General features: G+C 70.5%; 41 protein-coding genes. 22 read left to right on the top strand and 19 right to left on the bottom strand.

The features are described 5' to 3' along the window. Positions 1–178: 178 nt before the first annotated feature. The 16 genes from ACFWPT_RS24260 to ACFWPT_RS24185 form a co-directional block, all read right to left on the bottom strand. Entirely contained in the window at positions 179–2,470 is a 2,292-nt protein-coding gene (locus ACFWPT_RS24260; protein WP_380484224.1) for a hypothetical protein, read from the bottom strand. Positions 2,471–2,505: 35 nt separating this feature from the next. Further along, on the bottom strand, positions 2,506–3,042 hold the full coding sequence (locus tag ACFWPT_RS24255) for a hypothetical protein (protein ID WP_380484222.1): 537 nt from the start codon (positions 3,040–3,042) through the stop codon (positions 2,506–2,508). Further along, positions 3,003–3,344, bottom strand: a complete 342-nt coding sequence (locus ACFWPT_RS24250; protein ID WP_380484220.1) for a hypothetical protein — start codon at positions 3,342–3,344, stop codon at positions 3,003–3,005. Before ACFWPT_RS24250 ends, ACFWPT_RS24255 begins: the two co-directional genes overlap by 40 nt. Before the next feature lie 43 nt (positions 3,345–3,387). After that, a complete protein-coding gene (locus ACFWPT_RS24245; RefSeq protein WP_380340816.1) occupies positions 3,388–3,984 on the bottom strand; it encodes a hypothetical protein in 597 nt (198 codons plus the stop codon). A 19-nt stretch (positions 3,985–4,003) separates the two neighbouring features. Beyond that, positions 4,004–4,429, bottom strand: a complete 426-nt coding sequence (locus ACFWPT_RS24240; RefSeq protein ID WP_380484217.1) for a hypothetical protein — start codon at positions 4,427–4,429, stop codon at positions 4,004–4,006. Next, positions 4,426–4,683 carry a DUF5403 family protein gene (locus ACFWPT_RS24235; RefSeq protein ID WP_380484215.1) on the bottom strand — a complete coding sequence of 86 codons (258 nt, stop codon included), beginning with the start codon at positions 4,681–4,683 and terminating at the stop codon, positions 4,426–4,428. The genes ACFWPT_RS24240 and ACFWPT_RS24235 overlap by 4 nt, the downstream gene beginning before the upstream one ends. A 10-nt stretch (positions 4,684–4,693) precedes the next feature. After that, positions 4,694–5,077 carry a hypothetical protein gene (locus tag ACFWPT_RS24230; RefSeq protein ID WP_380484213.1) on the bottom strand — a complete coding sequence of 128 codons (384 nt, stop codon included), beginning with the start codon at positions 5,075–5,077 and terminating at the stop codon, positions 4,694–4,696. Further along, on the bottom strand, positions 5,074–5,502 hold the full coding sequence (locus ACFWPT_RS24225) for a hypothetical protein (RefSeq protein WP_380484211.1): 429 nt from the start codon (positions 5,500–5,502) through the stop codon (positions 5,074–5,076). The genes ACFWPT_RS24230 and ACFWPT_RS24225 overlap by 4 nt, the downstream gene beginning before the upstream one ends. An 8-nt stretch (positions 5,503–5,510) precedes the next feature. Then, positions 5,511–6,503 carry a P22 phage major capsid protein family protein gene (locus ACFWPT_RS24220; RefSeq protein ID WP_380484285.1) on the bottom strand — a complete coding sequence of 331 codons (993 nt, stop codon included), beginning with the start codon at positions 6,501–6,503 and terminating at the stop codon, positions 5,511–5,513. A 122-nt stretch (positions 6,504–6,625) separates the two neighbouring features. After that, complete coding sequence (locus ACFWPT_RS24215) at positions 6,626–7,168, bottom strand: hypothetical protein (RefSeq protein WP_380484209.1); 543 nt, start codon at positions 7,166–7,168, stop codon at positions 6,626–6,628. Between the two features lie 7 nt (positions 7,169–7,175). Further along, the gene (locus ACFWPT_RS24210) at positions 7,176–8,027 is read right to left on the bottom strand and encodes a hypothetical protein (RefSeq protein WP_380484207.1); all 852 of its coding nucleotides are present in this window, start codon (positions 8,025–8,027) and stop codon (positions 7,176–7,178) included. Then, positions 7,987–9,447: a phage portal protein gene (locus ACFWPT_RS24205; protein ID WP_380484205.1), complete on the bottom strand. Its 1,461-nt coding sequence runs from the start codon at positions 9,445–9,447 to the stop codon at positions 7,987–7,989. The genes ACFWPT_RS24210 and ACFWPT_RS24205 overlap by 41 nt, the downstream gene beginning before the upstream one ends. Beyond that, on the bottom strand, positions 9,447–11,108 hold the full coding sequence (locus tag ACFWPT_RS24200; RefSeq protein WP_380484203.1) for a terminase: 1,662 nt from the start codon (positions 11,106–11,108) through the stop codon (positions 9,447–9,449). Before ACFWPT_RS24200 ends, ACFWPT_RS24205 begins: the two co-directional genes overlap by 1 nt. Before the next feature lie 3 nt (positions 11,109–11,111). Then, complete coding sequence (locus ACFWPT_RS24195; protein ID WP_380484201.1) at positions 11,112–11,339, bottom strand: hypothetical protein; 228 nt, start codon at positions 11,337–11,339, stop codon at positions 11,112–11,114. 12 nt (positions 11,340–11,351) lie between these two features. Continuing rightward, entirely contained in the window at positions 11,352–11,702 is a 351-nt protein-coding gene (locus ACFWPT_RS24190) for a hypothetical protein (protein WP_380484199.1), read from the bottom strand. Then, positions 11,699–12,022, bottom strand: coding sequence for an HNH endonuclease (locus tag ACFWPT_RS24185; RefSeq protein ID WP_380484197.1), 324 nt, complete (start codon positions 12,020–12,022; stop codon positions 11,699–11,701). The genes ACFWPT_RS24190 and ACFWPT_RS24185 overlap by 4 nt, the downstream gene beginning before the upstream one ends. A 577-nt stretch (positions 12,023–12,599) precedes the next feature. Here ACFWPT_RS24185 and ACFWPT_RS24180 point away from each other — a divergent pair. From ACFWPT_RS24180 to ACFWPT_RS24110, 15 genes are all read left to right on the top strand, one after another. Beyond that, positions 12,600–12,878 (top strand): hypothetical protein, encoded by a 279-nt coding sequence (locus ACFWPT_RS24180; RefSeq protein WP_380484195.1) that lies wholly within the window; start codon positions 12,600–12,602, stop codon positions 12,876–12,878. A gap of 31 nt (positions 12,879–12,909) precedes the next feature. Beyond that, positions 12,910–13,110, top strand: a complete 201-nt coding sequence (locus tag ACFWPT_RS24175; RefSeq protein WP_380484193.1) for a hypothetical protein — start codon at positions 12,910–12,912, stop codon at positions 13,108–13,110. Positions 13,111–13,138: 28 nt separating this feature from the next. Next, positions 13,139–13,957, top strand: a complete 819-nt coding sequence (locus tag ACFWPT_RS24170) for a hypothetical protein (RefSeq protein ID WP_380484191.1) — start codon at positions 13,139–13,141, stop codon at positions 13,955–13,957. A gap of 53 nt (positions 13,958–14,010) precedes the next feature. Further along, positions 14,011–14,199 carry a hypothetical protein gene (locus ACFWPT_RS24165; RefSeq protein ID WP_380484189.1) on the top strand — a complete coding sequence of 63 codons (189 nt, stop codon included), beginning with the start codon at positions 14,011–14,013 and terminating at the stop codon, positions 14,197–14,199. Positions 14,200–14,239: 40 nt separating this feature from the next. Beyond that, positions 14,240–14,548: an antirestriction protein ArdA gene (locus tag ACFWPT_RS24160; protein ID WP_380484187.1), complete on the top strand. Its 309-nt coding sequence runs from the start codon at positions 14,240–14,242 to the stop codon at positions 14,546–14,548. A 115-nt stretch (positions 14,549–14,663) separates the two neighbouring features. Further along, positions 14,664–14,987 (top strand): hypothetical protein, encoded by a 324-nt coding sequence (locus tag ACFWPT_RS24155; RefSeq protein ID WP_380484185.1) that lies wholly within the window; start codon positions 14,664–14,666, stop codon positions 14,985–14,987. A 91-nt stretch (positions 14,988–15,078) separates the two neighbouring features. Further along, complete coding sequence (locus ACFWPT_RS24150) at positions 15,079–15,324, top strand: hypothetical protein (RefSeq protein ID WP_380340761.1); 246 nt, start codon at positions 15,079–15,081, stop codon at positions 15,322–15,324. Then, positions 15,321–15,647, top strand: a complete 327-nt coding sequence (locus ACFWPT_RS24145; RefSeq protein WP_380484183.1) for a hypothetical protein — start codon at positions 15,321–15,323, stop codon at positions 15,645–15,647. The genes ACFWPT_RS24150 and ACFWPT_RS24145 overlap by 4 nt, the downstream gene beginning before the upstream one ends. Positions 15,648–15,694: 47 nt before the next feature. Then, positions 15,695–16,165: a hypothetical protein gene (locus tag ACFWPT_RS24140; protein WP_380484181.1), complete on the top strand. Its 471-nt coding sequence runs from the start codon at positions 15,695–15,697 to the stop codon at positions 16,163–16,165. Between the two features lie 89 nt (positions 16,166–16,254). Further along, positions 16,255–16,443, top strand: coding sequence for a hypothetical protein (locus ACFWPT_RS24135; RefSeq protein WP_380484179.1), 189 nt, complete (start codon positions 16,255–16,257; stop codon positions 16,441–16,443). A gap of 60 nt (positions 16,444–16,503) precedes the next feature. Then, complete coding sequence (locus ACFWPT_RS24130) at positions 16,504–17,031, top strand: hypothetical protein (RefSeq protein WP_380484177.1); 528 nt, start codon at positions 16,504–16,506, stop codon at positions 17,029–17,031. 91 nt (positions 17,032–17,122) lie between these two features. Then, positions 17,123–17,812, top strand: coding sequence for a hypothetical protein (locus ACFWPT_RS24125; protein ID WP_380484175.1), 690 nt, complete (start codon positions 17,123–17,125; stop codon positions 17,810–17,812). Positions 17,813–17,851: 39 nt separating this feature from the next. Continuing rightward, a complete protein-coding gene (locus ACFWPT_RS24120) occupies positions 17,852–18,331 on the top strand; it encodes a hypothetical protein (protein ID WP_380484173.1) in 480 nt (159 codons plus the stop codon). A 47-nt stretch (positions 18,332–18,378) separates the two neighbouring features. Next, entirely contained in the window at positions 18,379–18,747 is a 369-nt protein-coding gene (locus ACFWPT_RS24115; protein WP_380484171.1) for a hypothetical protein, read from the top strand. 224 nt (positions 18,748–18,971) lie between these two features. After that, a complete protein-coding gene (locus ACFWPT_RS24110; RefSeq protein WP_380484169.1) occupies positions 18,972–20,396 on the top strand; it encodes a hypothetical protein in 1,425 nt (474 codons plus the stop codon). A gap of 78 nt (positions 20,397–20,474) precedes the next feature. Here the strand turns inward: ACFWPT_RS24110 and ACFWPT_RS24105 are convergent, their stop codons facing one another. Next, the gene (locus ACFWPT_RS24105; protein ID WP_380484167.1) at positions 20,475–21,029 is read right to left on the bottom strand and encodes a GNAT family N-acetyltransferase; all 555 of its coding nucleotides are present in this window, start codon (positions 21,027–21,029) and stop codon (positions 20,475–20,477) included. Beyond that, positions 21,022–22,281 (bottom strand): hypothetical protein, encoded by a 1,260-nt coding sequence (locus tag ACFWPT_RS24100; RefSeq protein WP_380484165.1) that lies wholly within the window; start codon positions 22,279–22,281, stop codon positions 21,022–21,024. The genes ACFWPT_RS24105 and ACFWPT_RS24100 overlap by 8 nt, the downstream gene beginning before the upstream one ends. Before the next feature lie 244 nt (positions 22,282–22,525). On the opposite strand from ACFWPT_RS24100, the gene ACFWPT_RS24095 reads away from it, so the two are divergent. Next, on the top strand, positions 22,526–23,092 hold the full coding sequence (locus ACFWPT_RS24095) for a hypothetical protein (RefSeq protein ID WP_380484163.1): 567 nt from the start codon (positions 22,526–22,528) through the stop codon (positions 23,090–23,092). On the opposite strand, the gene ACFWPT_RS24090 is transcribed toward ACFWPT_RS24095, so the two are convergent. Further along, the gene (locus tag ACFWPT_RS24090; protein WP_380484161.1) at positions 23,089–23,331 is read right to left on the bottom strand and encodes a hypothetical protein; all 243 of its coding nucleotides are present in this window, start codon (positions 23,329–23,331) and stop codon (positions 23,089–23,091) included. The two genes, ACFWPT_RS24095 and ACFWPT_RS24090, sit on opposite strands and share 4 nt — an antisense overlap. Before the next feature lie 341 nt (positions 23,332–23,672). Here ACFWPT_RS24090 and ACFWPT_RS24085 point away from each other — a divergent pair, with 341 nt between their 5' ends. From ACFWPT_RS24085 to ACFWPT_RS24060, 6 genes are all read left to right on the top strand, one after another. After that, positions 23,673–23,846 (top strand): hypothetical protein, encoded by a 174-nt coding sequence (locus ACFWPT_RS24085; RefSeq protein ID WP_380484159.1) that lies wholly within the window; start codon positions 23,673–23,675, stop codon positions 23,844–23,846. Further along, on the top strand, positions 23,843–24,088 hold the full coding sequence (locus ACFWPT_RS24080; RefSeq protein WP_380484157.1) for a hypothetical protein: 246 nt from the start codon (positions 23,843–23,845) through the stop codon (positions 24,086–24,088). The genes ACFWPT_RS24085 and ACFWPT_RS24080 overlap by 4 nt, the downstream gene beginning before the upstream one ends. Before the next feature lie 211 nt (positions 24,089–24,299). Further along, on the top strand, positions 24,300–24,683 hold the full coding sequence (locus ACFWPT_RS24075; RefSeq protein WP_380484155.1) for a hypothetical protein: 384 nt from the start codon (positions 24,300–24,302) through the stop codon (positions 24,681–24,683). 437 nt (positions 24,684–25,120) lie between these two features. Further along, on the top strand, positions 25,121–25,369 hold the full coding sequence (locus ACFWPT_RS24070; protein ID WP_380484153.1) for a hypothetical protein: 249 nt from the start codon (positions 25,121–25,123) through the stop codon (positions 25,367–25,369). 123 nt (positions 25,370–25,492) lie between these two features. Then, positions 25,493–25,654: a hypothetical protein gene (locus ACFWPT_RS24065; protein WP_380484151.1), complete on the top strand. Its 162-nt coding sequence runs from the start codon at positions 25,493–25,495 to the stop codon at positions 25,652–25,654. 3 nt (positions 25,655–25,657) lie between these two features. Further along, the gene (locus tag ACFWPT_RS24060) at positions 25,658–26,830 is read left to right on the top strand and encodes a methyltransferase domain-containing protein (RefSeq protein ID WP_380484149.1); all 1,173 of its coding nucleotides are present in this window, start codon (positions 25,658–25,660) and stop codon (positions 26,828–26,830) included. Positions 26,831–26,919 lie beyond the last annotated feature (89 nt).

Raw genomic sequence — 26,919 nt, 5'->3', positions numbered from 1 at the left:
GTCGCCGATGACGGCCGAGCCCGGCCACGTGGGGTCCTCGGCGTCGTAATGCGCTTTGCCGGTGGTGGTGTTGGTGCTTTCGATGTCCGTCCACGCGCCCGCCGTCTTCTCGAAGAAGACGCGGGCGCTGGTGGAGGTGACGTCGCCGATGAAAGGTGGGGAGAGAGCCCCGATCTTGCTACCTCCCCGAGGTCTTCAGCTCCCACGCGATCTGCTTGCCGATCTCGTGGGGGTTGGCGTTGGTGGTGGCGTTGACGGTGATGCGCGGGCCGTAGCGCTCCCGGCCCGCCTTGGAAGCGGTGTCCGGATGGCGCAGCCCGGCTGCGGCGCGCTGGCCGTAGCCGTAGGAGTCCAGCGAGCGAAGCCCCGTGGCGACCGGGCGAATGGCCTGCTCCAGCGGGCTCACGTACGCGGAGGCCCGAAGGGCGGTCGGCATGGCGAAGGCCGCCATCGGCGCGGCCATCAGCGAGCGCGGCGCGGCGGCCGGGGCGGCAGCGGGCGCGCTGGCCTTGAAGGGGTTGAGGCTGCCGACGATGCCGGAGACGATGCCGCCGACGCTGATCGACTTCATGCCGTTGACCAGGCCCTGGATCGCCGACTTGCCCTTGTCGTACAGGAGGCCGCCCAGGTCGCCGATCGCGCCGAGGATCTTGCCCGGGAGGCTGGAGACGTACGAGACCACCGTGGAGATCCCGGACGACACGCCGCTGGCGATGCTCGACCAAGCCGAAGTCACCGCGCTGACACAGGAGTTCCAGGCCGACGACGTCCACGACTGGACGTTGCGCCAGGCCGTCGAGACGGCGGAGCCCACCGACGACGCCGCCGACGAGACGGCCGACGTCACGGACGACCAGCACGAGGCCGTCCACGACGTCACCGACGCCCAGGCCGACGACGTCCACGAGGAAACGTTTCTCCACGCGGTCGAGACGGCGGAGGCCACAGAGGATGCCGCCGACGAGACAGCCGAGGTCACGGTGGCCCAGGCGGACGACGTCCACGAGGTCACCGACGCCCAGGCCGACGACACGGCGGAGCCCACGGCGCTGGCCGCCGACGACACCGTGGACGTCACGGACGCCCAGGTGGAAGCGGTCCAGGAGGTCACCGCGGACCAGGCTGCGGAGGTGGCGGACGTCAGTCCGTCCCAGGCTGCTTGGACGGCGTGCCAGGCTGCCACGGCGGCGACCGCCAGGGCGTTCCAGGCGGTCATCGTGATGTCGAAGCCGACGACCAGGGCTCGCAAGCCCAGGTCGACCAACCGCATCATGGCGGCCGTGGCCTGGGCGTTGTCCTTGAAGACCTGGAAGAACTGGCGCAGGGTGTCCGCGAACCACGAGATCGACGCGGCGATCTCGGGCGAGAACTGAACCGCCAGGGAGGCGAGCCCCTGGAGGACTGCGTCCAGGACGCCGACCAGGGGGCCCAAGACCAGCTTGAGCCGGTCGCCCCCGTTGGCCAGGACAAGAAAAAAAAGACCGAGGCTGGCCCCGATGCCGACGAGCGCCTTGGGCAACTCGTCGGTGAACGCCCGCATCCCGGGCGACAGCATCGCCGCCGTCAACTTCGGGAAGAGCGTGTCAGTGAAGGCGGTGACCGACTTCACCATGGGGCGGACGTACTGCGCCCCGGCGTCGAAAAACGCCTTGAACTGCGGCTCGGCCTGCTTGAACCAGCCCGTGACGTCGCGGACCGCGCCACCGAACTCGTCGCGCATGGCGGCGGTCGCAGGCTTCAGCGCCTCCGACGCCGACGTCAGCGCCTCCTCGGCCTTCTTGCCGAGGGCCTTCATGTTGCCGGCCGCCGCGAGGGCCGCGAGGCCAAGCGGCAGGACCGGCAGCGCCGCCAGCGCCAGAACGCCGATCAGCCCGGAGGCGACGACCGTCACCCACGAGGCGATGGCCGTGACCAGCACCAGCAGCGGAACTGCCGCAGCGGCGGACTGGGCGAACCCGGCCGCCATGCCGAGCGTGCCCTGTGCGGCCGAGCTGATCCCCGAGCCGATGCCCTGGAGGGCGGAGGCCGTCTGCTCGATCGAGAGCGTGAACAGCCGGCCGAAGTTGCGGGCGACCTCCGCGGCCCCCGAACCGGCCTCCCGCAGACCGGATTTGATCCGGTCGAGTCCGCCTCTGGCGAGGTGGACGTTGATGCCCAGCCGCCAGCGGCGGCCGGTGAACGCCCGAATCTGGGCCTCGGCCGGAGCGGTGTCCGCGTCCGCCCGAACCCGGGTTCGTCGCTCGCGGGTGAGCGCGGCGATCCGGGCTGCGGCCTCCGCCGTGTCGGCGAAGACGTTGACCCTGACCTGGCGGTCGTGGGTCAGCTCCCGCAGCCGGGCGTTCACGCCCGTGGTGTCAAGGTCCAGCCTGACCTGGAGCTTGGTGTAGCGCTCCAGCATCTCCAGGTACCGCTTCAAGCGGTCCCGGAAGCCGTCGGTGTCGGGCAGGACGCGCACATGGAGGCGTCCCACCTCTTTGCCGCCGGGACCGGCCACAGGCTCACCTCCTACGTGAGTCGGACCGGCGCGGGCCGCTCTGGCGCGTTGGAGCGCGCGAGCACGGCCGCCGGAAGGCGGAACGTTTCTGCAAGGGGGGTTGTCTCGGCGAGCACCGTGCCGCCGCCTTCGCCGACCTCGCGCTGGAGGGCGGCGGCGAAGGGGCTCGCGCCGGTCTGCCGGCCGGTGCGCTTGGCGTACGGACGCGGGTACGGCTTCGGCCGCTCGACCGTGCGAGGGTTCTTCGAAGCCTTGGCGACCTGCACGTGGGTGAGCGCCTGCACGGCGTCCACCAGGTCCGCCAGGACGTAGGTCCGGGCGTCCCAGCCCAGGGCCTCACGGCCACCGCGGAGTGCGGCCAGCGTCGCCGAGTCGTCGGGGAAGGTCCCGATCAGGGAGAGGATCAGGCGGGCGGAGTGCCGTCCCCGGACGAAGTCCAGGACGTCCACGCCGCAGAAGCGGCGCAGGTCGGCGGTGATCTCCGCGCCGTGCTTGTCCAGCAGCCTGATCAGGCCGGAGCTTCCCCCGGCGCGGCCAGCTCCATCCACCGCTCGACCACGGTCATGGTCTGCTCCAGCGGCAGCGCGTCCACCGACTCCCGCATCGCCTTCTTGTCGGAGGCGACCGAGACCAGCAGCGCGGACATGGCGTCGATGCGCCGCTCGTTGGAGACCTTCTCGGACTGTACGAGGTCCAGCAGGGCGAGCGCCGTCTTCAGGTCGCCGCCGGGCAGGGCCTCGATCCGGTGCAGCCGGACCTTCTTGCCGTTCTTGGCGATGAACGGCAGGCCCTTGCCGGTGTGCTTGCGCTCGGCCTCGGCCTTGAGGCTGGCGAAGTCCAGGGTGGTCACGGTCTAACTCTCCTTGCTGGGTGGTGCGGTGTGTGGGGCGGGGTCAGGCTGCGGGCTGGAGGCCGGCGGCCAGGTCGAAGACGGGGCTGACCGTGCCGAGCGGGGCGGCCTGGTTGAGGGCCACGACGGTGGCCTTCACCGGCATCTCGGTCAGGGCGGCCGGGTCGATCTTGACGGCGTCCGCGCCGATGATCGACGTTCGCGGGTAGTGCCAGACGACCGCCTTGCCGCCGTCCACCGCAGCGATCATCAGCGCCCGGTTCTGCGCGGTGGGGGACGTCGGGATCGAGAACAGGCCCTTGGAGTCCAGCCCCTTGTCGGTGCCGTAGTAGAGCTTGTACGACTCGGCCGTGAAGTCCTCCAGCGCGATGGCCACGGAGTACGTCTTGCCGGGGTCGGTCGTCTTCAGGCTCTTGGACTGCCAGCTCCCGAGGACTTCCGGGTCGTCGCCGTCCACGGCCATCTCGATGCCGGTGTCCAGCGAGGTGTTTCCGATGCTCTTCCAAGTCAGCCCGTTCGGGCCCCACTTGGTCGAGTCCTTCGGGTCCCACCCGGCCTTCAGGTCCGGCAGCGGGGTGCCCGGGGAGGCGACGTAGATGTATCCGGTGCCCGGTACCAGGACCGGGGAGTCGTCAGCCACGCTGACTCCTTTCCGGCCCTCAGCGGGGCCTTGTAGCGATCATGTAGTTGGCGGAGAACCGGTAGAAGTCCGGCTGGGCCTCGGTCATGGGATCGGTGGTCATGATCGGCCCCGTCGCCTCCCGGAAGCGGGACAGGTAGCCGTCCGAGGTGCCGAACTGCTCGAAGGTGAGCCGGACCAGGCCAGCGCGGGCGCGGCGGGCCAGCAGGGAGGCGCCCGCCCGCGAGGTGGCGTAGGTCTGGACGACGAACATGCCCTCGTCGATGTGCCTCTTGTCGCGCATCACGCCGCCGACGCGGCGGGCGATCACCAGGCCGCCGCTCTCGCGCAGGGCGAACTGCCAGTCGGTGGGCAGGTAGACCGCGCACCGGATGCCGGGCAGGGTGGTGCGCAGGGCGTCCAGGACGATGCGCTCGGAGTCGGGCATCAGGTAGGGCTCGGTCACCACAGGGCGGCCTCCATCGCGTGGATGCCGTCCACGTGGCGCCCGGCGCGTTCGTTCCAGCCGCCCCAGTTCTTGTGGGCGGCCAGCGGGTCCAGGTTGACGATGGCGTAGCCCTTGGAGTGGCGGCGCACCTTGATTCCGGCGATGAACTGCCCGGTGTCGACGTGCAGGCTGGCTTTCGCGACGACGCGGGCCGCTCGTTCCTCGGCCTCCAGCTTGAGGGCGCCCATCACGCCGGGCAGGGCGGCGACCATGGCGTCAAGGTCAGGCCGGATCTCCGCCACTCTGGCCACCGCCCTCCACGATCACGGTCACGAACTGCATCCGGTCGGAAGCGCCGTGGTGGGCGCGGGGCGGGTCCACCACGGCCCAGCGGGTTCCGGGGTCGCCGGGGTCGTCGAAGGAGACGGCGGACCACTTGTCGATCACGGTGTCCGGCGGGAACACGATCTTTCGGCGCACCGGTGGCGACCAGCCGACCTGCGCGCCGACCGGGGCCCGCCAGCCTGCGGCGTCGCCGACCGGTTGGACCCACGCCGAGTAGGTGCTGCTCGGGCCGGGTGCCGGTCGCCGGTCGCCGTAGCCGTCATCGCTCATGCGGACGGTGTGGACGGTCACGCGGGTGCGCCCGCGTTCCAGCAGGCTCACGCGGCACCCCGGTGGTCCTCGGGGTCCGGGAACGGGTAGCTGGTGCGCAGGCCCCGCGAGACCGCCTCGCGGCGGCCCTGAACGGACTTGAGACCACCGCGGCCTGCCACCCGCTCGATCAGGGCAACCTCGCCCCGGGTCAGGGCAAGGCCCATCGGCGAGCCGTCCGGCATGCGGTAGGAGACCTCTCCGGCCTGCTCCTGCACGTACGACTCCGGGTTACGGAAACGCCGGTCAGCGACGGCCAGGGCCAGGGTACGGATCACCGGCGGGTGCCGGTCGGGAGTCCACGCAGGGTGGCCCTGCGCGGCGATCACCCAGAAGGCATCCGCCAGCGCGGCGGCGGCCCGCTCCCAGTCCGGTGAACCGGGTTCGGGAGCGGGCCTGCCCAGGCGCTTGAAGAGGTCAGCGACGTCCAGCGCCACGCCCCCGATCAGGCGGCCAGGGCGAAGTCAGCCGTTTTGGCGGCGACCGGCTCGCCGGTGAACGTGACCTTGACGCCGCGCACCTTGACCAGGTTCTTCGGGTCCTGCCAGTTGGTCTCGCCCTTCTTCAGGTCGGTGACCAGGGTCGCGCCCCAGTAGGAGGAGAGGAACGAACGCTCCATGGCCGCGCCGCTGTTGTAGTCCTTGATCCACCTCAGCGAGAACCCGTCCGCCGACTGCCGGCCGCCCTTCGCGGACTCCGGGACGGACGGAGCACCGGAGACGAGCTGGATGGCGCTGCGGTGGAAGGCGTAGAGACCCAGCGGGTTCAGCTTGTCGTTCGTGGACTCCACCAGGCGGAAGCCGTGGATACGCCCGAGGGTGCTCTCCTTCAGGGCCGCGCCGCCATCGGCGTGCTCGTTCGCCTTGAGGATGTTCGGGTCGTTGAGCAGGTAGAACGCGGCCTCGGAGCCCAGGACTACGGTCCGGCCCTCGGCGGGGACGTTCTCGCGGTTGAGCTGGACGCGCAGGCGGGCGAGCGCCTTGCGGATCATCCGGCCAGCCTGCTCGTCGCCGGCCGCCTTGGTGAGGTCGACCGGGATCTTCGCGGCGCTCGCCACCTCGGGGAACTCGGTCATCGCGCTCGCGACCTTGTTCTCAAGGCGTTCGGTGATCGAGTCGATCTGCGGGACCATCACCTGCTCACCGAAGGACAGCAGGTCGAGCGAGAGTTCGACGTCGGAGAGGTCCACCGCGGAGTAAGCGTGGGTGTCCATCCGGACGGTCAGGAGACCCTCGTTCAGGTTCTCCGACTGGATCCAGGTGGAGGTGTCGTTGAACTTCCTCTTGGCGTCGATGGCCTCTTCCGCGCCCTTCAGACGGGCGGGGCGGCGGATCGAGAGCACCTGACCGGTGGCATTGACGAACTCGGCCGCCGGGCGGCGGTCGAACATGCCCGCCAGGACCACGGAGTCCTTGAGGTTCGCGAGAGCCTGGCCAATGAGCTTGTCGGGGTTCTGGAAGGCGTTGGCACGTGCGGGGTTGAGAGAGATGGCGCTGTTCCTCGGGGAGACGGAAGGCCGCCCCGGGGCAGGGCGGCCTCATGGAGTGGGGCGGGGGTGGCTCAGATACCGAAGCGGCGCTGGCGCAGCTTCTCGGCCAGGCCCTTGTAGGGGTCGGGCTCGGAGTGCGGGGTCAGCCCGCCGGCACCCAGCAGCGGCTTCGGCGCGGCGACGGCGGCCAGGGCCTCCGCGTGCTGGCGCACGGCGGCCTCGTCACCGCCCTGGACGAGGGCGGCGAGAACCGGCGGCAGGGCGTACTCGGCGGCGATGCGGTCCCGAAGGGCCCGCTCCTGGAGCTGGGCGACCTGGGCGCGCAGCTCGTCCGCCTCGACACCGGCCTCGTCCGAACGCTCGCGTGTCGCGGCAAGATCTGCCTGCATCCGCTCGTAGAGTTCTTTGTAGTCCGGTCCCAGCGCACGGGCCGGACCTCCCTCCTCGCCGTCGGCGGCGGGCGGCTCTGTCAAGTTGACGCTCGCATTGCCCCCGCCGTCGGCAGCGGGCAGGGCCTCGGGCTCCGGAACCGCAGGCGGGGTGGCCGGGTGGACCACGCCGCCGGGAATCGCCTCGGCCGGGGTCGGGGTGTCGGGCGTCGGGGTCTCGGACACGTCTCTCCTAAGTCTTCGTGGTCTTGCTGTAGTAGGTGCGCCAGTCCGCCAGCGACCCGCCCCCGAAGTCGCGCCACATCCGGCTGAACCTGCCGTTCTCGGCTGGGAGTTGGTAGCGGCGCGAGAAGATGGGGACGGCCTGGCAGTGGCAGTGCGGGTGCGCGCCGAACGCGGCCGTGCGCTTGGACTTGTAGACCGCGCCGCGCGAGGCCATCAGCGCGCAGAAGTGGCAGGGGGAGCTGTCGGTCTTGCGGTAGTAGCCGAGCGCCCCCGGGTCGTCCTGGAGGGCGGTGTGGATCACGTCCCGGCCGCCGTCCTGGACGAGCATCCCGCCCGCCCCGGCGCTGCCGGTCTTCAGCGACTCCAGGAACTCGCGCTCCCAGGCCACCAGCTCCGCGTCGTCCAGCGCGGCCGAACCTTTGCGCTCGCGCTCGTGCTTGGCGACGCGGTCAGCGACCTGGTGGCGGAACGTTTCTTCCACCCTGTCGGTCTCGCGGGCGATGTCTTCGGCGGGGAAGGGGTTGCGGGTGTCCACGGGCAGCGGCTCGCGCGGTCCGGTGCCGGTGCGCTTGCCCGTGGCCCTGTTGAAGTCGGCCCACAGGGAGCCGAGCGAGGCACCCGGGCGGTAGCCGGGGCCTCCGATCACACGGCCGGTCTCCAGCGCGCGGACCAGCCGGTAGAAGGCGACCGATAGCACCCGGGAGGCCGCCGCGGATTCGCGGATCGCCGCCGCGTACTCGGCTTCGAGTACGGTCAGCGAGCCCGCGAGCTCCCGCGCTTCGACGGCGGCCAGGGCCTCGGCCCAGCGGGCGGCGAACTCACCGGCCAGCGCCTGCTGCGCGAGCTGGTACGCGGCCACCGCCCGAAGGATCTCGGCGGACCTTGGAGTCCACGCCACCGCCCGCCTCCTTCTGCTGCTTCAGGGCCTTGGCCTCGGCGGCCTCCGCCTTGCGGGCGGCCTCCTCGGCGGCCTTCACCGCCTCGTCAATGTCGGCCTGGCTGAAGCCGGGCACCTTGCGCAGCGCGACGCTGAGCGGGACGCCCTGCTGCATCAGCTTGACCATGGCGTCGGCGGCCTGCGCGAGGCTGCGGGTTGCCTTCTCGGCCCACTCGACCTGGCTCTCGTCCTGCTCGATCTCGCCCCGGCCGGCCGCGAGCGCGCACAGCCGGAACACCGACTCCCACGACTCGCCCAGCGAGTCCTGGAGCGTGGACAGGAACCTCTTGAACGAGGTCTCGGCTGCGGCCAGGGCGTCCGCGCTCAAGTTCACCAGGTTCGACCCGGCGAGGTAGTGCGGCGGCACATCGGCCAGGCCCATGATCTCTTCGATGGTCTGACGGCGGGACTTCAGCAGGTCCGCTGTGGGCATGGCCGGGAGCTGGCCGAACTTGGCGTCACTGTTCGGGGCCATCAGCAGCGTGGACGGGTCCAGTGAGGGCACGTCGTACACCGGCTCGCCCGTCTCCGCATCGCGCAGCGGGTCACCGGTCTCCGGGTCCAGGCGCTCGGACGGCGCGAGGCCGGTCGCGTAGCGGATGGCGTGAGCGCCCCAGTGCTCGTTGAGCAGCAGGGACAGCGTCTGCTGGTTGAGGCGGTCCTGCGAGGTGACGAGCGGTTCGACCAGGCCCCGGGTGCGGCCCCGAAGGTCCACGGCCGGGGAGAACCGGACGACCGGGCAGACGTTCATGCCGTGCGGTTCGGTGGCGAGCACCGCGGCCTCCGGCTCGGCGTCCAGGTCGACGGTGTGGCGCGCGACGTCGTCCCACAGGTATGCGAGCGTGCGGTGCTCGTCGGGCTGCTGCTCGGGAACGTGCAGCGCGTACACCGGGAACTCGTCCCACGCCGGGTCGGCGTAGACGGCCACGGTGCTGATCGCGTCGTACGCGCGGATCAGCGGCTCGCGGCGGCCCCGGCGCGGGTCGGGGGTGACCACGACGTACGCGGCCCCGCTGGTGAGGGCGGCACGGTGGACCGCGTTCTGCCGCTCGTCCAGCCGGTTCTTCTGCCAGTACTTCCACTCGAAGGCGTTCTCACCGCTGCCCGGCTTGCGGAAGCCCTGCACGCGCAGGGCGTTCAGCGGGGCCTCCACCGCCAGGGCGCTGACGTTCACGATCGACCGCTTCACCAGGTCCTTGAACTCGCTGTTCGCCTTTGCCGGCATCCACGGCGCGCGGTGCAGGCCGCGTGCGTACCGGTCGACCAGGTTCAGCCGCTCCTGGTCGCGGTCGATCAGCCCCTTCGCGTGGCGGGCACGCGTCAGGACGGCAGGGAGGGACATCAGAACCCTCCTCGGGTCTGTAGCGTTCCGGGCCGCTTCTGCGGCTTGAGCTTGCCGCTCTCGGTGAGGCGGCGGTGGGCGATCCAGGCGATCACCATCGCGGCGTACAGGTCGACCTTCAGCTTCGACTCGCGCGACTCCTTGCCGAACGAGATCCCGTACTGGTTGGGCCTCTTGCGCGCGTTGAGGGTGTGCCGGGTGAGCGAGTAGTCGCGCACGTGCGGCAGGGCGGAGGTCTCGATCGCGCCGACCATCGCCATGTGCTCGGTGGTGATCTCGCGCTGGTTGGCGCGCATGTCGAAGCCGACCGTCGACTTCCCGGACGCCTTGATCAGCAGGTGCTTGCCGTACTTCTCCGACCAGTCGGCGACGTAGGACTCCCACCCGGCGACGTCGGCGAAGAACGCGGTGACGGTGTACTTCTGGAAGACGTGGCCGACCATGTCGTTGACCTCGGCCCCGTCGACTTCCCAGTGCTTGCCGGCCGGGCCGTCGGGCTTCTCCCACAGCGCGATCTTCTGGACCAGCTTGTCCCGAACGCGCATGGCCAGCAGTGCTGTTGAGTCGTCCGTCTTGCCGCCGTCGAATGACAGAATGATTCTCTCACCCGGCCGTATTCCATCGGCGGGCTCGACCGTGGCCAGGTCCCATGTGTCCCGGTCCACCAGCGCGTCATCGTGCGAACTGAGCTGGTTGAGGTACTTGCGGCGGGACTCGTCCTCGGACGTGGACGCCGACCAGATGTCCTTCATCACCCGGGCCGGGTTGATCCAGACCGAGTCGCCCCGGGCACACAGGATCGCGGCGCGCAGCTGCTCCTCGTCGGCGAGATCGACCCCGGGCGGGGCCTCCACCGAGTCGTAGTAGATACCGGCGTCGCGGTTGACCCCGTCGCGCTGCTTCTCGAAGGCGTACCACGTGCCCTCGGCGACCGACTCTTCGCCGATCACCGGGGCGTTGGTGATCTCCATCGTCCGCCCGCCCACCTTCGTGGCGTTCGGCCGGATCGTGGCCGCGAGGCGGGGGCCGTGGTTGCCCTCGACCCAGTGCCAGGTCTCGTTGAGCAGCGCGAAGCTGGGCCGACCGCCCTCGGCGGCGCGGAACGACGACGCCTTCGCCTCCAGGCGGCACTGGCGGCCGTCGGTATCGGTCTGCGAGGCGTAGCAGACCTCCTGGCCGAGCTTGATCGCGTACCGGTCGATGGCTGCCTGGGAGAAGATCGTGGACAGCGCCGACATCGTGTTGACGTTCTGGCCGGCGGCTGTGGCGAAGATCTGCACCCAGCTCTCCTGCGGCGGTCCGCCGATCGGCGAGCCGTCGGCGCGGAAGCCCACCAGGCGGCACGGGCCGACGAACTCCATCGCGCAGACGGAGGCCATGGCCGGGTCCTTGCCCCAGCCCTTCAGGCGGCGCAGGGTGCCGGACTCGTAGCGGAAGGCCCGGCCCCAGGTCTCGGGGTCGTTGGGGTCCTCGGGGACGGCGTCGTCGTGCAGCTCGTACCAGCGGGCGAGGATTCTGACCTGCTCGGGGGTGTACTTCCAGTCCGGCCGGAACGCGCGGGCCGACCAGCGCAGCAGCTCACCCGCCAGCGTGCGGTGCGGGTGCGGGACGCCGTCCGGGATCGTACGGACAGGGTCGTAGGTGATGGTCAGCGTGGCCACCTCCTACTGCTGCGCTGCCTCCCGGTGCGCCGCCGTCTCCAGCTCGCGCGCGAACGCGGCGGAGACGTGGACGCCTGCCTCGAAGGGCGTGGTCATGTCGTGGGCCCACAGCTCCCGGGCCGTCTCGTGCGGCACCGAGGAGTCCAGGCAGGTCTGGTAGTAGGCGATGGTCCGCGCGATGCGTAGGGCCTCGCCGGAGGGGCCGGCGGTCCGGGTCTTGCGGCGTGCCACGCGGCCTCCTTCTCAGACTCGGTTGCCCCAGCGGGCGGCGATGGCGTCGCGGGCGTTGTGGCCTCGCTTGGGGCCCTCGCCCTCACCGCGGATCTTGGCGAGGTGGCCGGCGGCCTGCGTGCGGTTGAGCTGGGCCTGAGCGATGCCCGGATGAAGGACCATCATGTCCTTCCGGTTCCCGCCCTCGATCATCTGGCCCTCGCGGCGCACCACGGCGTCGAGCTGGGCGGCGCGGGCGAGCATCGGCGAGGCGATGTCGATCAGCGCGAGGTCGGTCGGCTCAAGGTCGAGTTCGCTCTCGTACAGCGCGACCAGCGCGACACGGATCTTCGCCGGGTCCTTCTCGGTCGGGTCGACGTTCAACGGACCTCCCCAGGGTGGCGTCGGCGGGTTCGGGCGGGCTGCCAGCGGTCCGCGACGGCCCTCTTGCGGGCCCGGCCGGCATCGGCGGCGTCCTTGCGGAGCACGTGCCAGTCGCACAGGGCGCGCAAGTTGGCGGGGGCGTCGGAGCCACCTTCGGAGGCGGGGACGATGTGGTCGCAGTGGCGGGCGGGCTCACCGCACGGCTCGCCGGTGTCGTAGCGGACGTGCTGGCAGCGCCAGGCGTCGCGGTTCATCACCGCGCGGCGAAGGCGAGCCCAGTGCGGGGGCAGCGGGGTCGTCCGGCGCGAACTCGCGGGCACAGTGACCTCCTTGAAGCGCAGGGCCCCGCCAGGTGCTCGACCACGACCGGGGAGAGAGGGCCAGTCGGGGAGCGTTGCCCTGGCGGGGCTGCGGGAGGAGGCCGGCCGGGTGCCGCAGCAACATGTGCGCGCACGCGCGCGGAGCGGCCTCCACATGTATTAAGCGGCTCCGGTTAACACGCCGGCCGACGCCCGCGGCCCCACTCTCCGCAATCAGTTCGTGGCAGGTTGTTCATCCCCGCTGGTCACGCTGCGTAGATGATCCAGAAGAAGGGATCGGCTGGCGTTCGTATCGGATCTCGACTGCTATGACGCTCCGGGCAGTAAAGGAACGCACGCGGGAGGCACCCCCCGGGCCGCCCTGCAACAACGACCAAACAGTCGCGACGAGACTGCCAAATCCCGTGTATTGCAAGCGATTTCACGCTTCTTCGCGTGCGCGCGCGTCTTCCGACTTGGCAAGAACGAGCGCTTGACATGATGTGATGAGCATCACGCAAGTGCCGTTGGACTTTCGTCAATGACGTGGTGCAGTGTTGTCCACGCAAGCCGCCGGATCGACCGAAACGAGATCACAATGCGTAACAATCGCACCCCCGCCGCCCTGGGCCTGGTCATGCTGCTGGCCGGGTCGCCGTGGCAGACCCACAACTGGGGCGGGGGCCTCGCGGCGGCCCTCCTGACGGGCCTGCTGGCCCACTGGGCGGGCAAGGTGCCCGGACTGGTCAAGCGGGCCGTACAGGGCCCGTCCGAGGCCGCTGCGCCCGCCGTCGCTCCCGCCCCGGTGAACGCCTACGACCGCGACCGTGCCGAGACCGGCACCCGACGGGGCAAGCGCAACCGCCGCGCCCGTTGACCCTGCCGACTCAACACCCGGAGAACCCACGATGAACCTGCGCCACACCCTCGCCGCGCTCACCCTGTCCGCCGTAACTGCACTCTGTGGATGGCTGGTTGGCCATGCGACCACCGCGCCGACCGCACCCGACACCGGACGCGTCGCAGCCTTCAACGACGGATGGCAGGACGCCATGCGCGACGCCTGCGACCAGGGCAGCGCGTACGCCTGCGACTGGCTCTCCCGCTAACCCACCCGCACCACGCAAGGAACGCACCATGAACGCCACGCTCGCCCCCGAACTCTGCGCCGCTGTCGACCAGTTCGGGAACTCCTGGGACACCGCACAGAACCTGATCAGGGAGTGTGAAGGGCACGACTGGGCCCGGATCGCGCTCGTGATGGGCGTGTCCGGGTTCCTGGAGGACGGGGACCACTGGTACGCCACCGAGGCGGAGCAGGTCCGCGCGGCGTCCAACTACGCCGCTGCGAAGCGGTGGTTCACGGAGGAGTGCGGCCCGATCGGCGGCGCGTGGGACGACACGGGCTGGCTCATGTACGACGCCGACAACCCGGCCGCCGTCGCCGTGGCGGAGCGCATCACGGCCTGCCTGCACGGATACCCGATCCTGGACGACGACGACCACAGCGAGCGCGAGCACGCCGCCATGGTCGAAGAGATCGAGGGCTCACCCCTCACCCTGCCCGACGGGGTGGACGGGGAGGACGTGCTGCGCGAACTGGACTGCCCATCGCTCGGCGAGATCACCATGGCCATGGTGGAAGCCGCCCTCTCCGGCATGGGGTACACGCAGTGCTCCGACTGCGACGAGTGGCTGACCCCCACGGACGCCCGGGACGGCGAACCGCTCTGCCGAGATTGCGCACTCGAAGAGTCGTGCCCGCCCGTGCGCTGGACCACGCCGACCCTGTACGGCGGAGCCGGGTGGACCACCGGCAAGCCGATGACCGACGTCCTGACGCCCTACCTGGACGGCTACGCCGCCCAGCAAGGGGCCGCGTACCGGGAAGACGTTCGCGCCATCGTGCGCGGCTCCAAGCAGGGCTACCGCGCCATCTACGGCCGCGCCGCGTAGATACCAGGCCCCACCCCCTCCCAACTCCCGCACCCCCGAACGGAAGCACCACCATGACCCGCACCGCCGCCCTTGAACTCGCCCACTACTGGCCGCGACTGGCCAAGGTCGCCCAGGACCACCCCGAGCAGGCACCCGAGCTGTGCGCCGCGTTCCTGGACATGCGCCACGACGAGGTCGCCGCCTGGGGCCTGGACCTCATGTTGGGCGAGCTGCTGGACGACCCGCGCACCGCCGCCTGACCCGCCCCTCACCCCCGCACCGACCCGAGAGAGAACCATCGTGAGCCGCACCGCCGACTACCTGACCGAGCTTGCCGAAGACGCCGGAATCGTCGCAGAACTGGAAGCCCTCACCGCCTACGCCGCGTACGTGGGCAGCGCCGAGTACGCCGTAGCCACCTTCGAAGACGCCTACTGCGGCCAGTGGGACGACTTGGAGGACTTCGCCCACGACCAGCTCATGGAGACGGACGCCGAGTACCGCGCGGTACGCGAGAGCTGCCGGGGGTGGCGTGCCTCCCTGGACATGACCGCGTGGGAGTGCGACTACACCCACACCAGCGGCAACTACGTCTTCCGGTCGCTCTGAGCTGCGCCCCTTTGGTGAGGGCCCAGCACCACCGCCGGGCCCGCGCCATGGGTGCACAGACACCAGACCCCACCCCCTCACACCTTCCCCAGAAACCACCCCCGGAGGCACAGCCATGCCCGTCGACCTGTTCAAGACCACCACCGTCGACCAGTCCTTCGCCGCGATCGTCGCCGACGTCCCCGACCTCGACATCGCCGCCGATGACGAGTTCGCCTGTGAGGACTGCGGCGGGAAGCTCGAAGCCGCCGCCCAGCTCTGGTTCAACGTCCGACGCCGCCCCGACGGAACCCCCGTCCTGGACGTGTACAGCGTCGGGATCGAGTCGTCCACGGTCAGCTGTGACGACTGCGGCCGGGCCGCCGGGGTCCGCCTGCACCGGCTGATCACCGACGCCATGTGCCCGTTCAATGCGGCGCTTCGCGGCATGGAGGTCTGAGCCGCTTCGGTGGCGGCCGGACCCCCTCCGGCCCCTGCCGTGGCCGCTCAGACACCAGGCCCCACCCCCCCGACCCCGAAGGAACAGCGCCATGTCCACCGCACAGCTTCAAGCCCTCGTTGACCGTGTCCGCGAGAACGAACGCGACTGGGAAGCCTCGTTCGTCGCCAACGTCCCCAGCTACGACCCCACCAGCCCCGACCAGCCCGCCGACGACGAGCACATGAACGACTGGGACGAGATCGACGACCGCCGCGCCTTCGACAGCCGGGACCTGCTGCTCGAACTCACCGCAGAACTCGAAGCGATCATCCGCGAGATGGAGGGCGGCCGGTGATCAGCGCCGAGGACTTCGCGCTCCTCTCCCACTGGGCGCACGGCGACCGCATCGGGGCCGACGTCGCCGACCCCGACCGCACCGCGACCGCCCGGCTGGCGGACGCCGGATACCTCACCCCCGGGCCCGTCCACGGCATGTGGCGCGTCACCCCCGCCGGAAAGATCGCCCGCGCCGAGTCGGACCCCGACGACGAGGTGGACCCCGCCGAGCTGGACGAACTGCGCGCCCGCGTCGCGGCCGTCACCGCCGCGAACGCCGCGCTGCGGACGGAACTCGCGGACATCAGGGCGGACGTGCTCCGCCTCCTCCTGAGCCGCTGACACCAGGCCCCACCCCACCCCCACCCCCGGAAAGCAAGGCGCCACCGATGAATACCCGCGACACCTACGAAGCTCTCGTGACCTACCTCGCCGACTACGCCGCCGAACATGGCGCTCTGGCCTACGCCACCGAGAACGACTCCCCGAGCACCAGCGTCAACGTCCTGACCCAACGGATCGCCCGGCACGTCACCCACCACGGCGCGACCGTCAGCCCGGAGCCCGGCGGAGTCCTCACCGTCGAGTGGCCCCGCCCCGGCCGAACCGTCCGGACGGTGTGGCGGCCGGTGATCCGGGCCCCGTGGGCCGACCTCTCCGAAGCGCTGCCCGAGTGGACGACGGACAGCCGGGCGTACGGCAAGGGCGCCCTGGACGCGAGCAGGATGCGCGGCTGGCGGCTCAGCCGTGAAGGGTTCCGCGTCTGGGCCGAAGCCACCGGCGGGACCGGCGACGACGGCGAGTGGTTCGCCTACGAGACCGGCGCGAGTGACTGGTGGATCTCCTACGACGGCCGCTGACACCAGGCCCCACCCCCTCGGCCGGCGTCGGACGCCCCGACGTCGGCCGGGCCCCAGCCCCCACCCCGACCCACCCGCAGGAGACCGCTGTGCCCCGCTACACCGTCCGCATCGACTTCACCGAGACCTACGAGTACGAGGTCGAAGCCGAAGACGCGGAGGCCGCCGAGGCCGAAGCGCTGTTCCTCTTCGAGAGCGACGCCCGCGAAGACGGCTACAGCCACGGCCATGAGCCCGAGGTCCGCGAACCCCGGCCGCTGCACGCCCTCGCCGCGTGACCGAGCCCCGCTGACACCAGGCCCCACCCCCTCCCGCACCACCGAAGGAACAGCGCCACCATGAACACCTCCGCCGCCCTCACCACCACGCTCCGCCTGCCCTACCAGCACGAGGCCAAGGGGAAGTTCACGACGAAGCACCGCACCGTGGCCGTGACCACCCCGGCCCGGCAGCGCGGCGCACAGAACAAGCACACCAAGGCCGTGCAGCTCGCCCTGGATCTGCCCACCGCCAGCAGCCCCGGCCGCGAGGTGAAGATCGGGCCCGGCCCCCGCCCCGCCACCAAGCCCGGCAAGGTCCGCAGTAAGGGCAAGGGCTGGCAGCGCTGGACCGAGAAGGACGGCACCGTGCGCTACGGCGTCGCCAGCGAGACCCACCCGGGCGAACTCGGCCTCGCCTGCCCGGCAGTGGCCAAGCCCCGCGCCCGGTACCGCGTCGTCGTCCCGGCCGACGGGGGCGAGCCCTTCGCCATCGTCACCGCCCCCGGATTCCCGTGGATGCGCGACCGCGACACCGAGATGATCCCCGCACTCCTCCAGGATTGCCTGCCCGGCCTGCTGATCAACAGCACCGAACTCGCGGCCTGACCCGCCCCGGTGCGGCCCGGACCACGGTCCGGGCCGTGCCGAGACCGGCCAGACACCAGGCCCCACCCCCGAGCACCAGCGAACGGACCCCATGACCGCGCACAACCCGCAGGACAACCTGGCCCCGCTCCGCGCCGAGCTGCTGACGCTCGCCGAAGGGCTCGCCCAGGCTCTCGGTCCCGACGAGTGGACCCTCGAACCGCGCCGGATACCCGACTGGCACCCGGCCGTCGAACTGGTCCGCACCGAGGACGGGGCCCGCATCCTGATCCAGCAGGAACGCCTGCGTCACGGCCGGTGGTGGGTGCACGGCGTCCTTCCCGACTCCAGCACCTACTACTACCGGTACGACATCGAAGCCGGGGACATCACCGTCACCCGGGCCAAGACCCCGGCCCAGGTCGCCCAGGACGTCCAGCGGCGGCTGCTGCCCACCCTGGACGCGGCAGTCGCCGAGATGAGCGCCAGGCAGCACAGGCACCTCACCGACGTGCACGAGGTCACCACCGTGGCCCGCCGGTTGAAGGCTGTGCCGCTGACCACCGGCCAGCCGCCCGGCGAGGCGAACCGGCGCAACGGCGAGGACACCACCCGCACCCTGCGGTGGAACCAGGGCCCCGGGACGTCCTGGATGTCCCCCCACGCCGTCGTCAAGGTCAGCCGCGCCCGGTACGGCGGCGTCGAGATCACGTGCTCCCACCTCACCCCCGACATGGCCGAGGCCGTACTGCTGGCCCTTGCCGCCTCGCTGCCCGCCGAGAAGTCCGCGAAGGCCGCGTAGGCACCAGGCCCCACCCCGAGACCCCAGGAGAGCCACAGCATGCCCAAGTTCATCGTCGCCGTGGACGAGATCCGCGTTCACACCGTGCCCGTCCTCGCGTCCAGCCGAAAGGCCGCCGAGGCCGAAGCCGAACGTATCGTCCAGGCCGACCGGAACGCCTGGTACGACCACACCGAGCCGCTGTGCGTCGGAGATGCCCTCACCGAGGCCGAGTGGGACGCCGAGCAGGAGAGCATCAGCCGCACCGGCACCAGCGGCCAGCCCGGCCCCCTCCGGGCCCGCCGCCCGAAGGCCACCCCCGCCCCGAAGTTCCGCGCGCCCCGCACCGACCACCACACCGACGGCACCGAATGCCCGCCCAGCCACAAGCACACCAACTCGGGCAAGCCGCTCACCGAGGGATGCCCCGGCCGCGCGTACTCCACCGCCACCTGCACCTGCGGGTGGACCACCCGGAACACCGCCAAGGGCTACACCGACGAGACCCGCAAGCGCCACCTGTCCACCGTCCACGGCTGAGCCCCGCCGTGACACCAGGCCCCACCCCGACTGCCCCGGAGACACCAGTGCCCGCCCCCACGGTTGCCGCCACCCGCTACACCCTCACCTACCCGCAGCCCCACCCCGAGCACCTGCTGATAGCCATTCGCTTCACCGTTGCCCCCGACGCCAAGGGCACGTGGACCATCGAACGCCAGGCGTACGGTGCGGCCGGCCGAATGCTCGCCGGGGACCAGCCTCGCCAGTACTACGGCGACGAGGCCCAGGCCCGCGCCGAAGCCGCCTACCGGGGACTCGTCGTCCGGGAGTGCCTGCACCTCGGGCAGCTGCTCGGCATCTCCCTGGGACCCCGGGACATCCGTTTCCGCGACGGCCACCCGACCATCGACGGCATGGACGCCGGGCAGTGGCTCGAAGCCCTCGGTACCGACTGACCGAGCCCCGTTGGCACCGGGCCCCACCCTCTCCCCAGGGGTGGGGCTCCGGTGTCGAAGTGCCGGGTGTCGGAGCCCGGTTGGCATTGAGTCCCACCGTAAGAGTGCTGTGTATATATCTTTTTTAAAGTGTCAAAAAAATGACACTAACGACATGGCCCTTACGCCGTACCACCCACTCCACCACCCTGCGTGACCACAGGCCCCACCCCCAGGAGACCCCAGTGCCCACCCCCACCCGCGCCCTCTGGATACCCGGAGGCGGCACCGCCCTGGAGTGGGGCCTGCGCAACCCGTGCCCGGTCGGCGTCGGCCCCGGCGGCTATCGCGGCCAGGGCGGGAAGGTGTGGTGCCTGTGGTGCGGCGACCGGTACACCGGGCGCCCCGCCCAGGTCGGCGACGACCACGGCCACCGCGACGACGCCCACCACGCCGCCCGCCTCCACGTCGACGACCACGAGAGCGATTTCCGCCGCTTCATCACGGCCGAGCGCACCCGGGAGGCCCGCGAGAAGTCCGGGTGGACCAGCAGGGTCTACGCCCTCGTCGCGGCGGCCACCCTGCCCCCTGGCGAAGGCGGCGTGTGGTGGGACGGCAGCGGCTACCGCCTCGTCCCGGCCGGGGCCCGCATCGACGCCAAGGGCCGCAGGGTGCGTCGCCGTGTGGTCGAGCTGGTCATCAAGGCCGGGTTCCTCCAGCAGGAGGAGAACGGCGACGTGGTCGCCACCGCCGACGGCCGCGCCATGCTCACCATCTGGCAACACCACCGCGCCGACCTCGCCGAGCCGTGGCCCGCCCGTCACGAGCCCGAGGCCCTGCCCCCGCTGCCCGGCGGCGAGGAAGCCCGCCGCCGCCGGGAAGCCGCCCGACAGCGCGCCCTGGAGCTGGAACGCCAGGCCGCCCAGAGCCGGGCCGAGTTCCTGCGGCGTCGTGAGGAGGCCGAGCAGCAGCACCAGGCCGAGCTGGAGGCCGCCCGCCAGCGCCGCGCCGACGAGCAGGCCGAGCGCGAGCGCGCCCAGCGGGCCCGCACCGGCGCGGACATCCACCTCACGTGGTCTGCGGTGGCTGCCGGCCGCTGGAGCGTCACCGGTGCCGGCCACGACCGCCGCCTGGACGTCACCCTCAACGACCGCGACTTCCCGTCGGAGATGTACGAAATCCGGGAGAACGGCCACTTCATCTCCCGCCACCGCTACGAGCATCAGGCCGACGCCGCCGTCCGGCAGCTGCTCGCCGACGGCGTCGAGATCGGGGAGCGGACACCAGAGCCCACCCCCGCCGGCCGATGGCACCAGACCCCACCCCCTCCCACCCGAACGGAAGGCACTACCCCTGAGCGTTCACCCCGACAACGTCCTGGCCGACGGCCGATGGAATCCGCGGTGCTTCGAACTCGACTACGAGGGCCGCAGAGGCCGCTACCGGGTCGTACGGGGCCTCGGCGAACAGGTCGGCACCGTGGAGAAGCGCGGGGGCGTCTGGATGCCCAAGGACGCCTCCGGGGCGTGGGTGGCCGACGCCGCCGGCCGACGGGGCTACCTCACCCGCCAGGTCGCGGCCATCGAGCTGTCGATCGCCGTCCCGCTCCTACCGCCGGAGGAAGAGGAGAAGTACCGGGTGACACCAGGCCCCACCCTGGCCCCGCCTAACCAATTTAGGCATGGCCGCCAACGCTGGTAAGCCGTTGAACCGACAGGCCCCCGGGAGAGCCGGGGGCCTTGCTGGCACTACTTCAGCGGCTCTTTCATCATCACGGAGAAGACGGGCGAGTCGGAGAACGGCTGCTGAGAACCGATCTGTTGGTACCCCCACGACTCGTAGACGGCCTTCACCTTGCCGTCTCCGGCCTGTGGGTTGACCAGGAGCGTCACACGCCCCTCCGAGCGGCCACCCAGCACCTCGTCGTGCAGTTGCTTGGCAACGCCCTTACCTCGCCACGGGCCGCGAACGACGATCTCGTTGAATGCCAGCGTGCGCCGCCCGTCTTCGTCGGCGTATCGCTCGGGCAGGGGCGTGATCATTGACGACCACCACTTGGTGTCCGGCCCAAGCGGGACGACATAGCAGAACCCAATTGGCTCGTCGCCGTCGTACCCGATCACGGCCTCCCAGCCGGGGCGGGACGAGTGCCCAGTCAGCCGCTCACCAAAGCGTTCCGGCGAGTTGAACGGACGATCCATCAGGCCGAAGTCGCCGCGGACCTCTACATGCAGGTTGACGATGATCTGATGGGCTTCCGCCACATCGGTGACGTGGCGGAAGATCAGGGTGGTCTCAGGCATGCGCTTCCCTCCGATGGTCATTCCAGTCCTGGGCGTGCGGACTGCCGGGAGCGACCTTAGCGAGGGTCGCGGTGAAGCGGCCAAGCATGTGCCCAGTCCGACCACGACTGGCAGAGGCCGGAACCATCTTCGCTGTTGCCACCGCTGCTTCGATCTCGTCCTGTCGAAGCTGCGCGTTAGCGAGGTAGGCCAGTGTGAGGCTATGGTTCCGCTGCATCGAAGGACGCAGGAGCGAGAGGTTCCGGTGAGCATGGGCTTCAGCGTCGGCCCACAGGCCAGCTTCGAAGGCAGCGGTTGCGGACAAGAGTTCCAGCTCGGCCTCATCGAAGAAGGCAGTCCAAGCAGGCCGGGAGCGTGTCACATCGATACGGCCGAACGCGTCCCGAGCGTACCCAAGGCACCGACGCATGGCAGTCGCATCGCTGCTTCGTGCGTGCTGGATAGCCATACGGGCGTGCGTCAGCGAGGCGTAGAACGGGTCGCGCCGCACGATCGACGTGGACCGCGCAACCTCCCTGGCTGCCATGGAGTCGGCGGTCCTGCCCATGTGGCTGTACAAGACCCCAGCGAACCCCCAGCATCGCAGCTGAGTTGATGGGTCATTCGAGAGGCCGGCTAGCGTTACCGCCTGGTTCAGGTGGCCCTCCGCACTTTCGAGCCTGCGCCCGTCGATGGCCGCCCACATCGCGCTGCTGGCGAACAGCGCGGCTGTCGTGTAGAGCCGTGACCGTGTGCGCTGGCTGACACTGCCGCGCTTCTGAAGGTCGAGTGTCTGTCGCGCTAGCCGAGAAGCCCGCTGTTCCGTCTCCACAGTGCCACCAGCGCGATTGTCTGAGGCGATGAGCCTGGCAAGCTCCAGATTGAGCTGATCTACGTCAGCGGCTCCTACCCGGTAGCGGGTCGATCCTGTGCCTTTGACTGCCGCCACGGCAGCAAGTGGGGCAGTGGAGAGGAAGGTTCGTCGCTGCACGCGGCCCTCCAGGTTCAACGCCGATCGGAACGTGGCCGGCGGGGTGAAACCGAGGTCTTCGGTCGGACATTCAAATACTGCCTCCAAAGCGAGGCATGTTCGACCGTGGGGCCTCGTGGTCTTGCCGTGGACTAGATCGAACACCGTTCGATCGCTGAATGTGCCGCGCTTGCCGGTCAGCTCTTCAAGCTTCCCATTCATCTCCTCGGCCAACTCGCTGTAGCTCAGGCCAGCCTGCTCAAGGCGCCTACCGAGCACCATGTCGGATGTGTGACCCACCATGCACTCACCGTACCGCCGCGGCGGTAGCCCCTACCCGGCTTTTGCCAAGGAATGGCAAAGTCTTCCGGCGGGCTGCGACTAGGAGGCGGTCTTTCTTCGTGAGCCTGCCGGCTCGAAGGCGCGTTGAATGGTTGTCAGTCGCCCAGGACTGAGGGGATGTTCTGGCGACTAGTGACCGTTGCTGCGCGGCTCCGCTCCACAGAGCCCCGTGCAGTGACCTCAACCACCCAGCAGGAGGACCAGCATGTCCACCAGCACCATGCCGGCCGCCGGCAAGGTCGGCGAGCGCGCCCGCGAGATCCTGGCCGCCATCACCGCGGACCCCGAGTTCTCGGCGTTCGAGGCGGCGACCCTGGAGTACTCCAGTGACTGGCAGTGCTTCACCGGGTTCCCGACCATCAGCCAGTGGAACCTCGACACCGACAAGGTTCCGCTGTTCGCCGAGGGTCTGCGCGCCATCGCGCTCAAGGCGGCGGCGTTCGAGCTGACCGGCAGCGAGACCGACGCCGAGCTGGCCTTGCCCGTCCCCGTGGACGAGATGACGCACGCGATGATCGCGCAGCCGCAGCTGCTCGCCCGCATCGCCGAGCGGACCGGCTTCACGCTGATCCACCAGACCGATCAGGAACACACCGACTACACCGGCGGCGAGTACACCCACGCGGCGTACCTGGCCGCGTGGGGCGCCGAGCCGCCCACCCGCTACTGGCTCGACAAGGCCGAGGTCGACCGCCGCCTGGGCATCCTCGCCGAGAAGTACGGCTCCATCGGCTTCGCCCGCAGTGGGCGCGAGCACGCCATCACCTTCTAGCCTTCGGGCAACGCCTCGCCGGCACTCGCGTACCGGCCGGGAGGCAGCCCGATGCGGTCTCCGTGCACACAGGCCGGGACTCCCTCCCGGCTGTACCGGAAGCCGTCTTCCGGGTTGAACGGGTAGTCCCCGTTGGGGCGTTCGAGCACATCGAACGCCCCAACGGGGAGCCGAAGACTCGGGCAGATCCAGCACGCATCGTGATCGTCGTCGTCGTGGATGAACGGCTCGGCGGACATGAACGCAGAGTAACCCCCTCCCCTGCGGCCTCGGCGAAGGAGGACAGATCGATGGCCAGACGCCCCCCTCGGGTGTTCCGCGAAGTCGTGACGGGCCCCACGAAGGTCGAGAAGGCCAACCCCCCGGCGGGGTGGAACCCGCTGGACGACTACAGGGCGGCTCAGGCCATCGACAGGGGCCGGTCCCCGGGCGACCTGCTTCAGATCGCCGCCGTGAAGTCCACGTGCTCCTGCAAGGACTGCGTGGGCTACAGGAAGTCCGTACGAGCCCGACTCTGACGACGCACGTGCGACGCGTGGCTAGACACCCTCACCCACCTCCCCAACGGAGAGGCGCAACTGTGAAAGTCAGTGTGATCCAGGGCGACCCGGTCAGACACCGCGCGGACAGCTGGACGGGCACCGTCGCGGAGACCCCGAGCAGGCTCGCCACCCACGCCTGGGTGAACCGGGACAGCTCCGCCGACCCGTACCCGGAGTTCGTCCTGCTGAGCGAGTTGGAGCCCGCGGATTGAGTGCCCCGCCCCCCGGCCGGCTCGCGGGCGAGGGTGTCGTCATGGACCGGCCCGACGGCTACCGCGAGGGGACCTGCTGGGTCTGCTACCGGGAGACATTGGTCTGCGCGGGCACCTCGCTCCAGGCCCCCGGGGACACCCAGAGCACCTGCCACCCGATCTGCAACGACTGCATCATCCGGGCCCGGACGCCCCACCGCCGTGCCGCGTTGCGGGCCGCGCTCGACAAGCGCCCGGCGTAGGTCCCGTGTCGAGCCGCCCGAAGGAGAACGCCGAGGACGACGGACAGGCGGTGGCCGACTTGCCTGCCCTGCCCGAGGCAGCTAACGAGTCCGAAGAACCGGTGGTCCTTGTGCCTGTCGAGTCGGACAGCATGCGCCTCCTTCGGGAGCGCACACGGGAGTTGCAGCACCGCCACGCCACGTGGCGCTGGATTTTCGAGTGAGGATCACCATGGCTGACACCTCTGCGAGCCTGCCGCTCGCGCACACGTCCTGTTCCCCGGCGCGGCAGGACGTGGGCGACTTGCCCGCCCCGCGCGAGGTCGCCCCGGCCCCCCGCCTGCGTACGGTCTTCCGGTTCACGGACTGGACGCTGAGCCAGGCGGCCGGCGAGCCCGACATGCCGCCGGTCCTGCACCAGTTCCGGTGCTGCGCGGAGGACGAGGACGGCACCGTGTGCGGGGCCGAGGGCCCCGAGATGCAGTCGTTCAACCTCGCCCAGAGCTGGCCGTTCGTCCACGTCAAGGGGGCCCCGGAGCACCGGTCCTACGAACACCTGGCGCGGGTGCCGTGGACGATCTCCCCGAAAGTCGAGCCCGGCACGGTGATCTCGTGATGGGGCACGTCCTGATCCTCGCCACCGTGGTCCTGCTGGTCGTCGGCGGTCTCGACTTCGACAAGGAGCAACGGGAGCCGGGCTGCCTGTGGTGGGTGCGCGTGCTGCCCCACCGCACGATCGAGATCCGGCGACGCGGATGCTTCGGTCTGAACGTCGGGATCTACGACCAGCGCTGGTCACAAGCCCCCGCCAGAGGCCCTGGAAATGGGTCTTCGGCCTCTGACGGGCCGGTGGTCCTGCCCTTGGGGCTTGGCAGGACCACTGGGCGCCCCGGTCCCGGATCCGTCGGGGATCGGGCCGGGGCGACCCCTAAGACCCCCGGCGGGTGCCTGATCTGCCGCCGGGGAAGCACAACCCCCGCCCCGGTGACCGCCAGGGACGGACCGGGACGACCGGGGCGGGGCCCCACCATCTACACGCCCTACGGAATACAAATGTCTGATCCGCCGGTGCCGCGTGAAGTCAACGTGGAAGTCGTGCCGGCCGAGGGCTATCAGCTGGAAATCGAGGGGGCACTGTCCGACCCGTACGTCGCGGCGGACGACATCGACAAGCACTTCGAACACGTCATCGCCGACGCGGTTCGCCGGGAACTGTTCATCCCCAACGACGTGCCGCTCGTCCTGATCATCAAGGACTCCGACGGGGAGAACATCCGGGCCGAGCAGCCGTCGAACCCCTAGTAGCACCCACAGACCCCCGCCCCGGCCACCCTGGGAAAGAACGGCCGGGACGGGCCAGTAAGACGCACGACGGGCCAGGGGGCATCAGCCCCCGGCCTGACCGACCGAGAAGGGAACACCTGTATGCCCAGCTTTGGCGACAGCGGCAAGCACGGCGGCGGCTCCGGCCCCGGCACCGGGGGCGGCCAGCAGGACGACAGCAACAGCGGCAACAAGCACGGCGGCGGCGGCTCGGACGAGGGTGGCAACAGCAGCGACGGCCAGCGCCCGGCGGGCGGCAAGTAGCCAGTGAGCGCCAAGCACGAAGCGGAGGCCGGTCGGACCCGGCTGGCCTCCGCGCTCATCGACAACGGGTCTCTTACCTCGGACTGGCTGGGACCGTACAACGCCGTACCTCGCCACCAGTTCATCCCCGACACCGTCTGGCCGGGCAAGGCAGACGGGGTCTGCCAGGGCCAGGCCGTCCACCGCTACACCGACCCGGCGCGGTGGTGGCACGCGGTCTACTCGGACGTCCCGCTCACCACGCAGTGGGACGACGGAACCCACGAGGGCGACGACCAGGGCACCATGCCCACATCGTCCAACTCCATGCCCACCATGGTGTTCTCCATGCTCTCCGCGCTCAACGTGGAAGACGGAGACCGGGCGATGGAGATCGGCACCGGCACCGGGTGGAACGCTGCCCTGCTGTCCCACCGCCTCGGGTCGGGCAACGTCGTCACCATCGAGGTCGACGAGGCCAACGCCGCCGCCGCCCAACGCCGCCTCGCGCGGGCCGGGTACTTCCCGACGTCCGTGGTTGGCGACGGAGCCGATGGCCATCCGGACGGCGCGCCGTTCAATCGCGTCATCGCCACCTGTTCCGTCGGACGGATCCCGCACGCCTGGGTGTCCCAGACCAGACCGGGCGGGGTGATCGTCGCCCCGTGGGGGCCCCAGTACGGTGGGGAAGCCGCGGTACGGCTCACCGTCGGCGACGACGGGACGGCCAGCGGCCACTTCGTCGGGTCCTCGGCGTTCATGCGCCTGCGCCAGCAGCGAACTCCCCGCCCGAGCAGCCTGGAGTACCTGTCCGGGCCGTGGCCGGCCGACGGAGTGAAGTCCCAAACCGACCTGTCACCGCAGGAGTTGGGCGACTGGCTGGCCATGTTCGCCGTCGGCGTGCAAGTGCCCGAAGCGTTCCCGCTCACCGAGCGGTACGACGACGGAACGTACACGCTGTGGCTGCACGACACGGCCGTGACGTCTTGGGCCACCGCCGACTGGGAACCGGGCCGCACCGCCTACGAGGTCGTCCAGTCCGGCCCCCGCAACCTCTGGGACGAGGTGGAGGCCGCCTACCACTGGTGGGACGACCAGGGCCGCCCGGGCTTCGACCGCTTCGGCCTCACCGTCACCCCCGACAGCCACACCGTGTGGTTGGACAGCCCCGACAACCCCGCCCCCACCCGGGGCTGACACCCAGACCCCCGCCGCTCCCGGACGCCTCAGAGGTCCGCGAGCGGCGGGCCAAGGCCCCCGCCCCAACGGTCGCGCGGAAGATCGGT

The sequence above is a fragment of the Kitasatospora sp. NPDC058478 genome, from assembly GCF_042720345.1.
Taxonomy (GTDB): Bacteria; Actinomycetota; Actinomycetes; order Streptomycetales; family Streptomycetaceae; genus Kitasatospora.
Note: the sequence above shows the minus strand (reverse complement) of the source record. Positions and strands in the feature narration are given on the sequence as shown.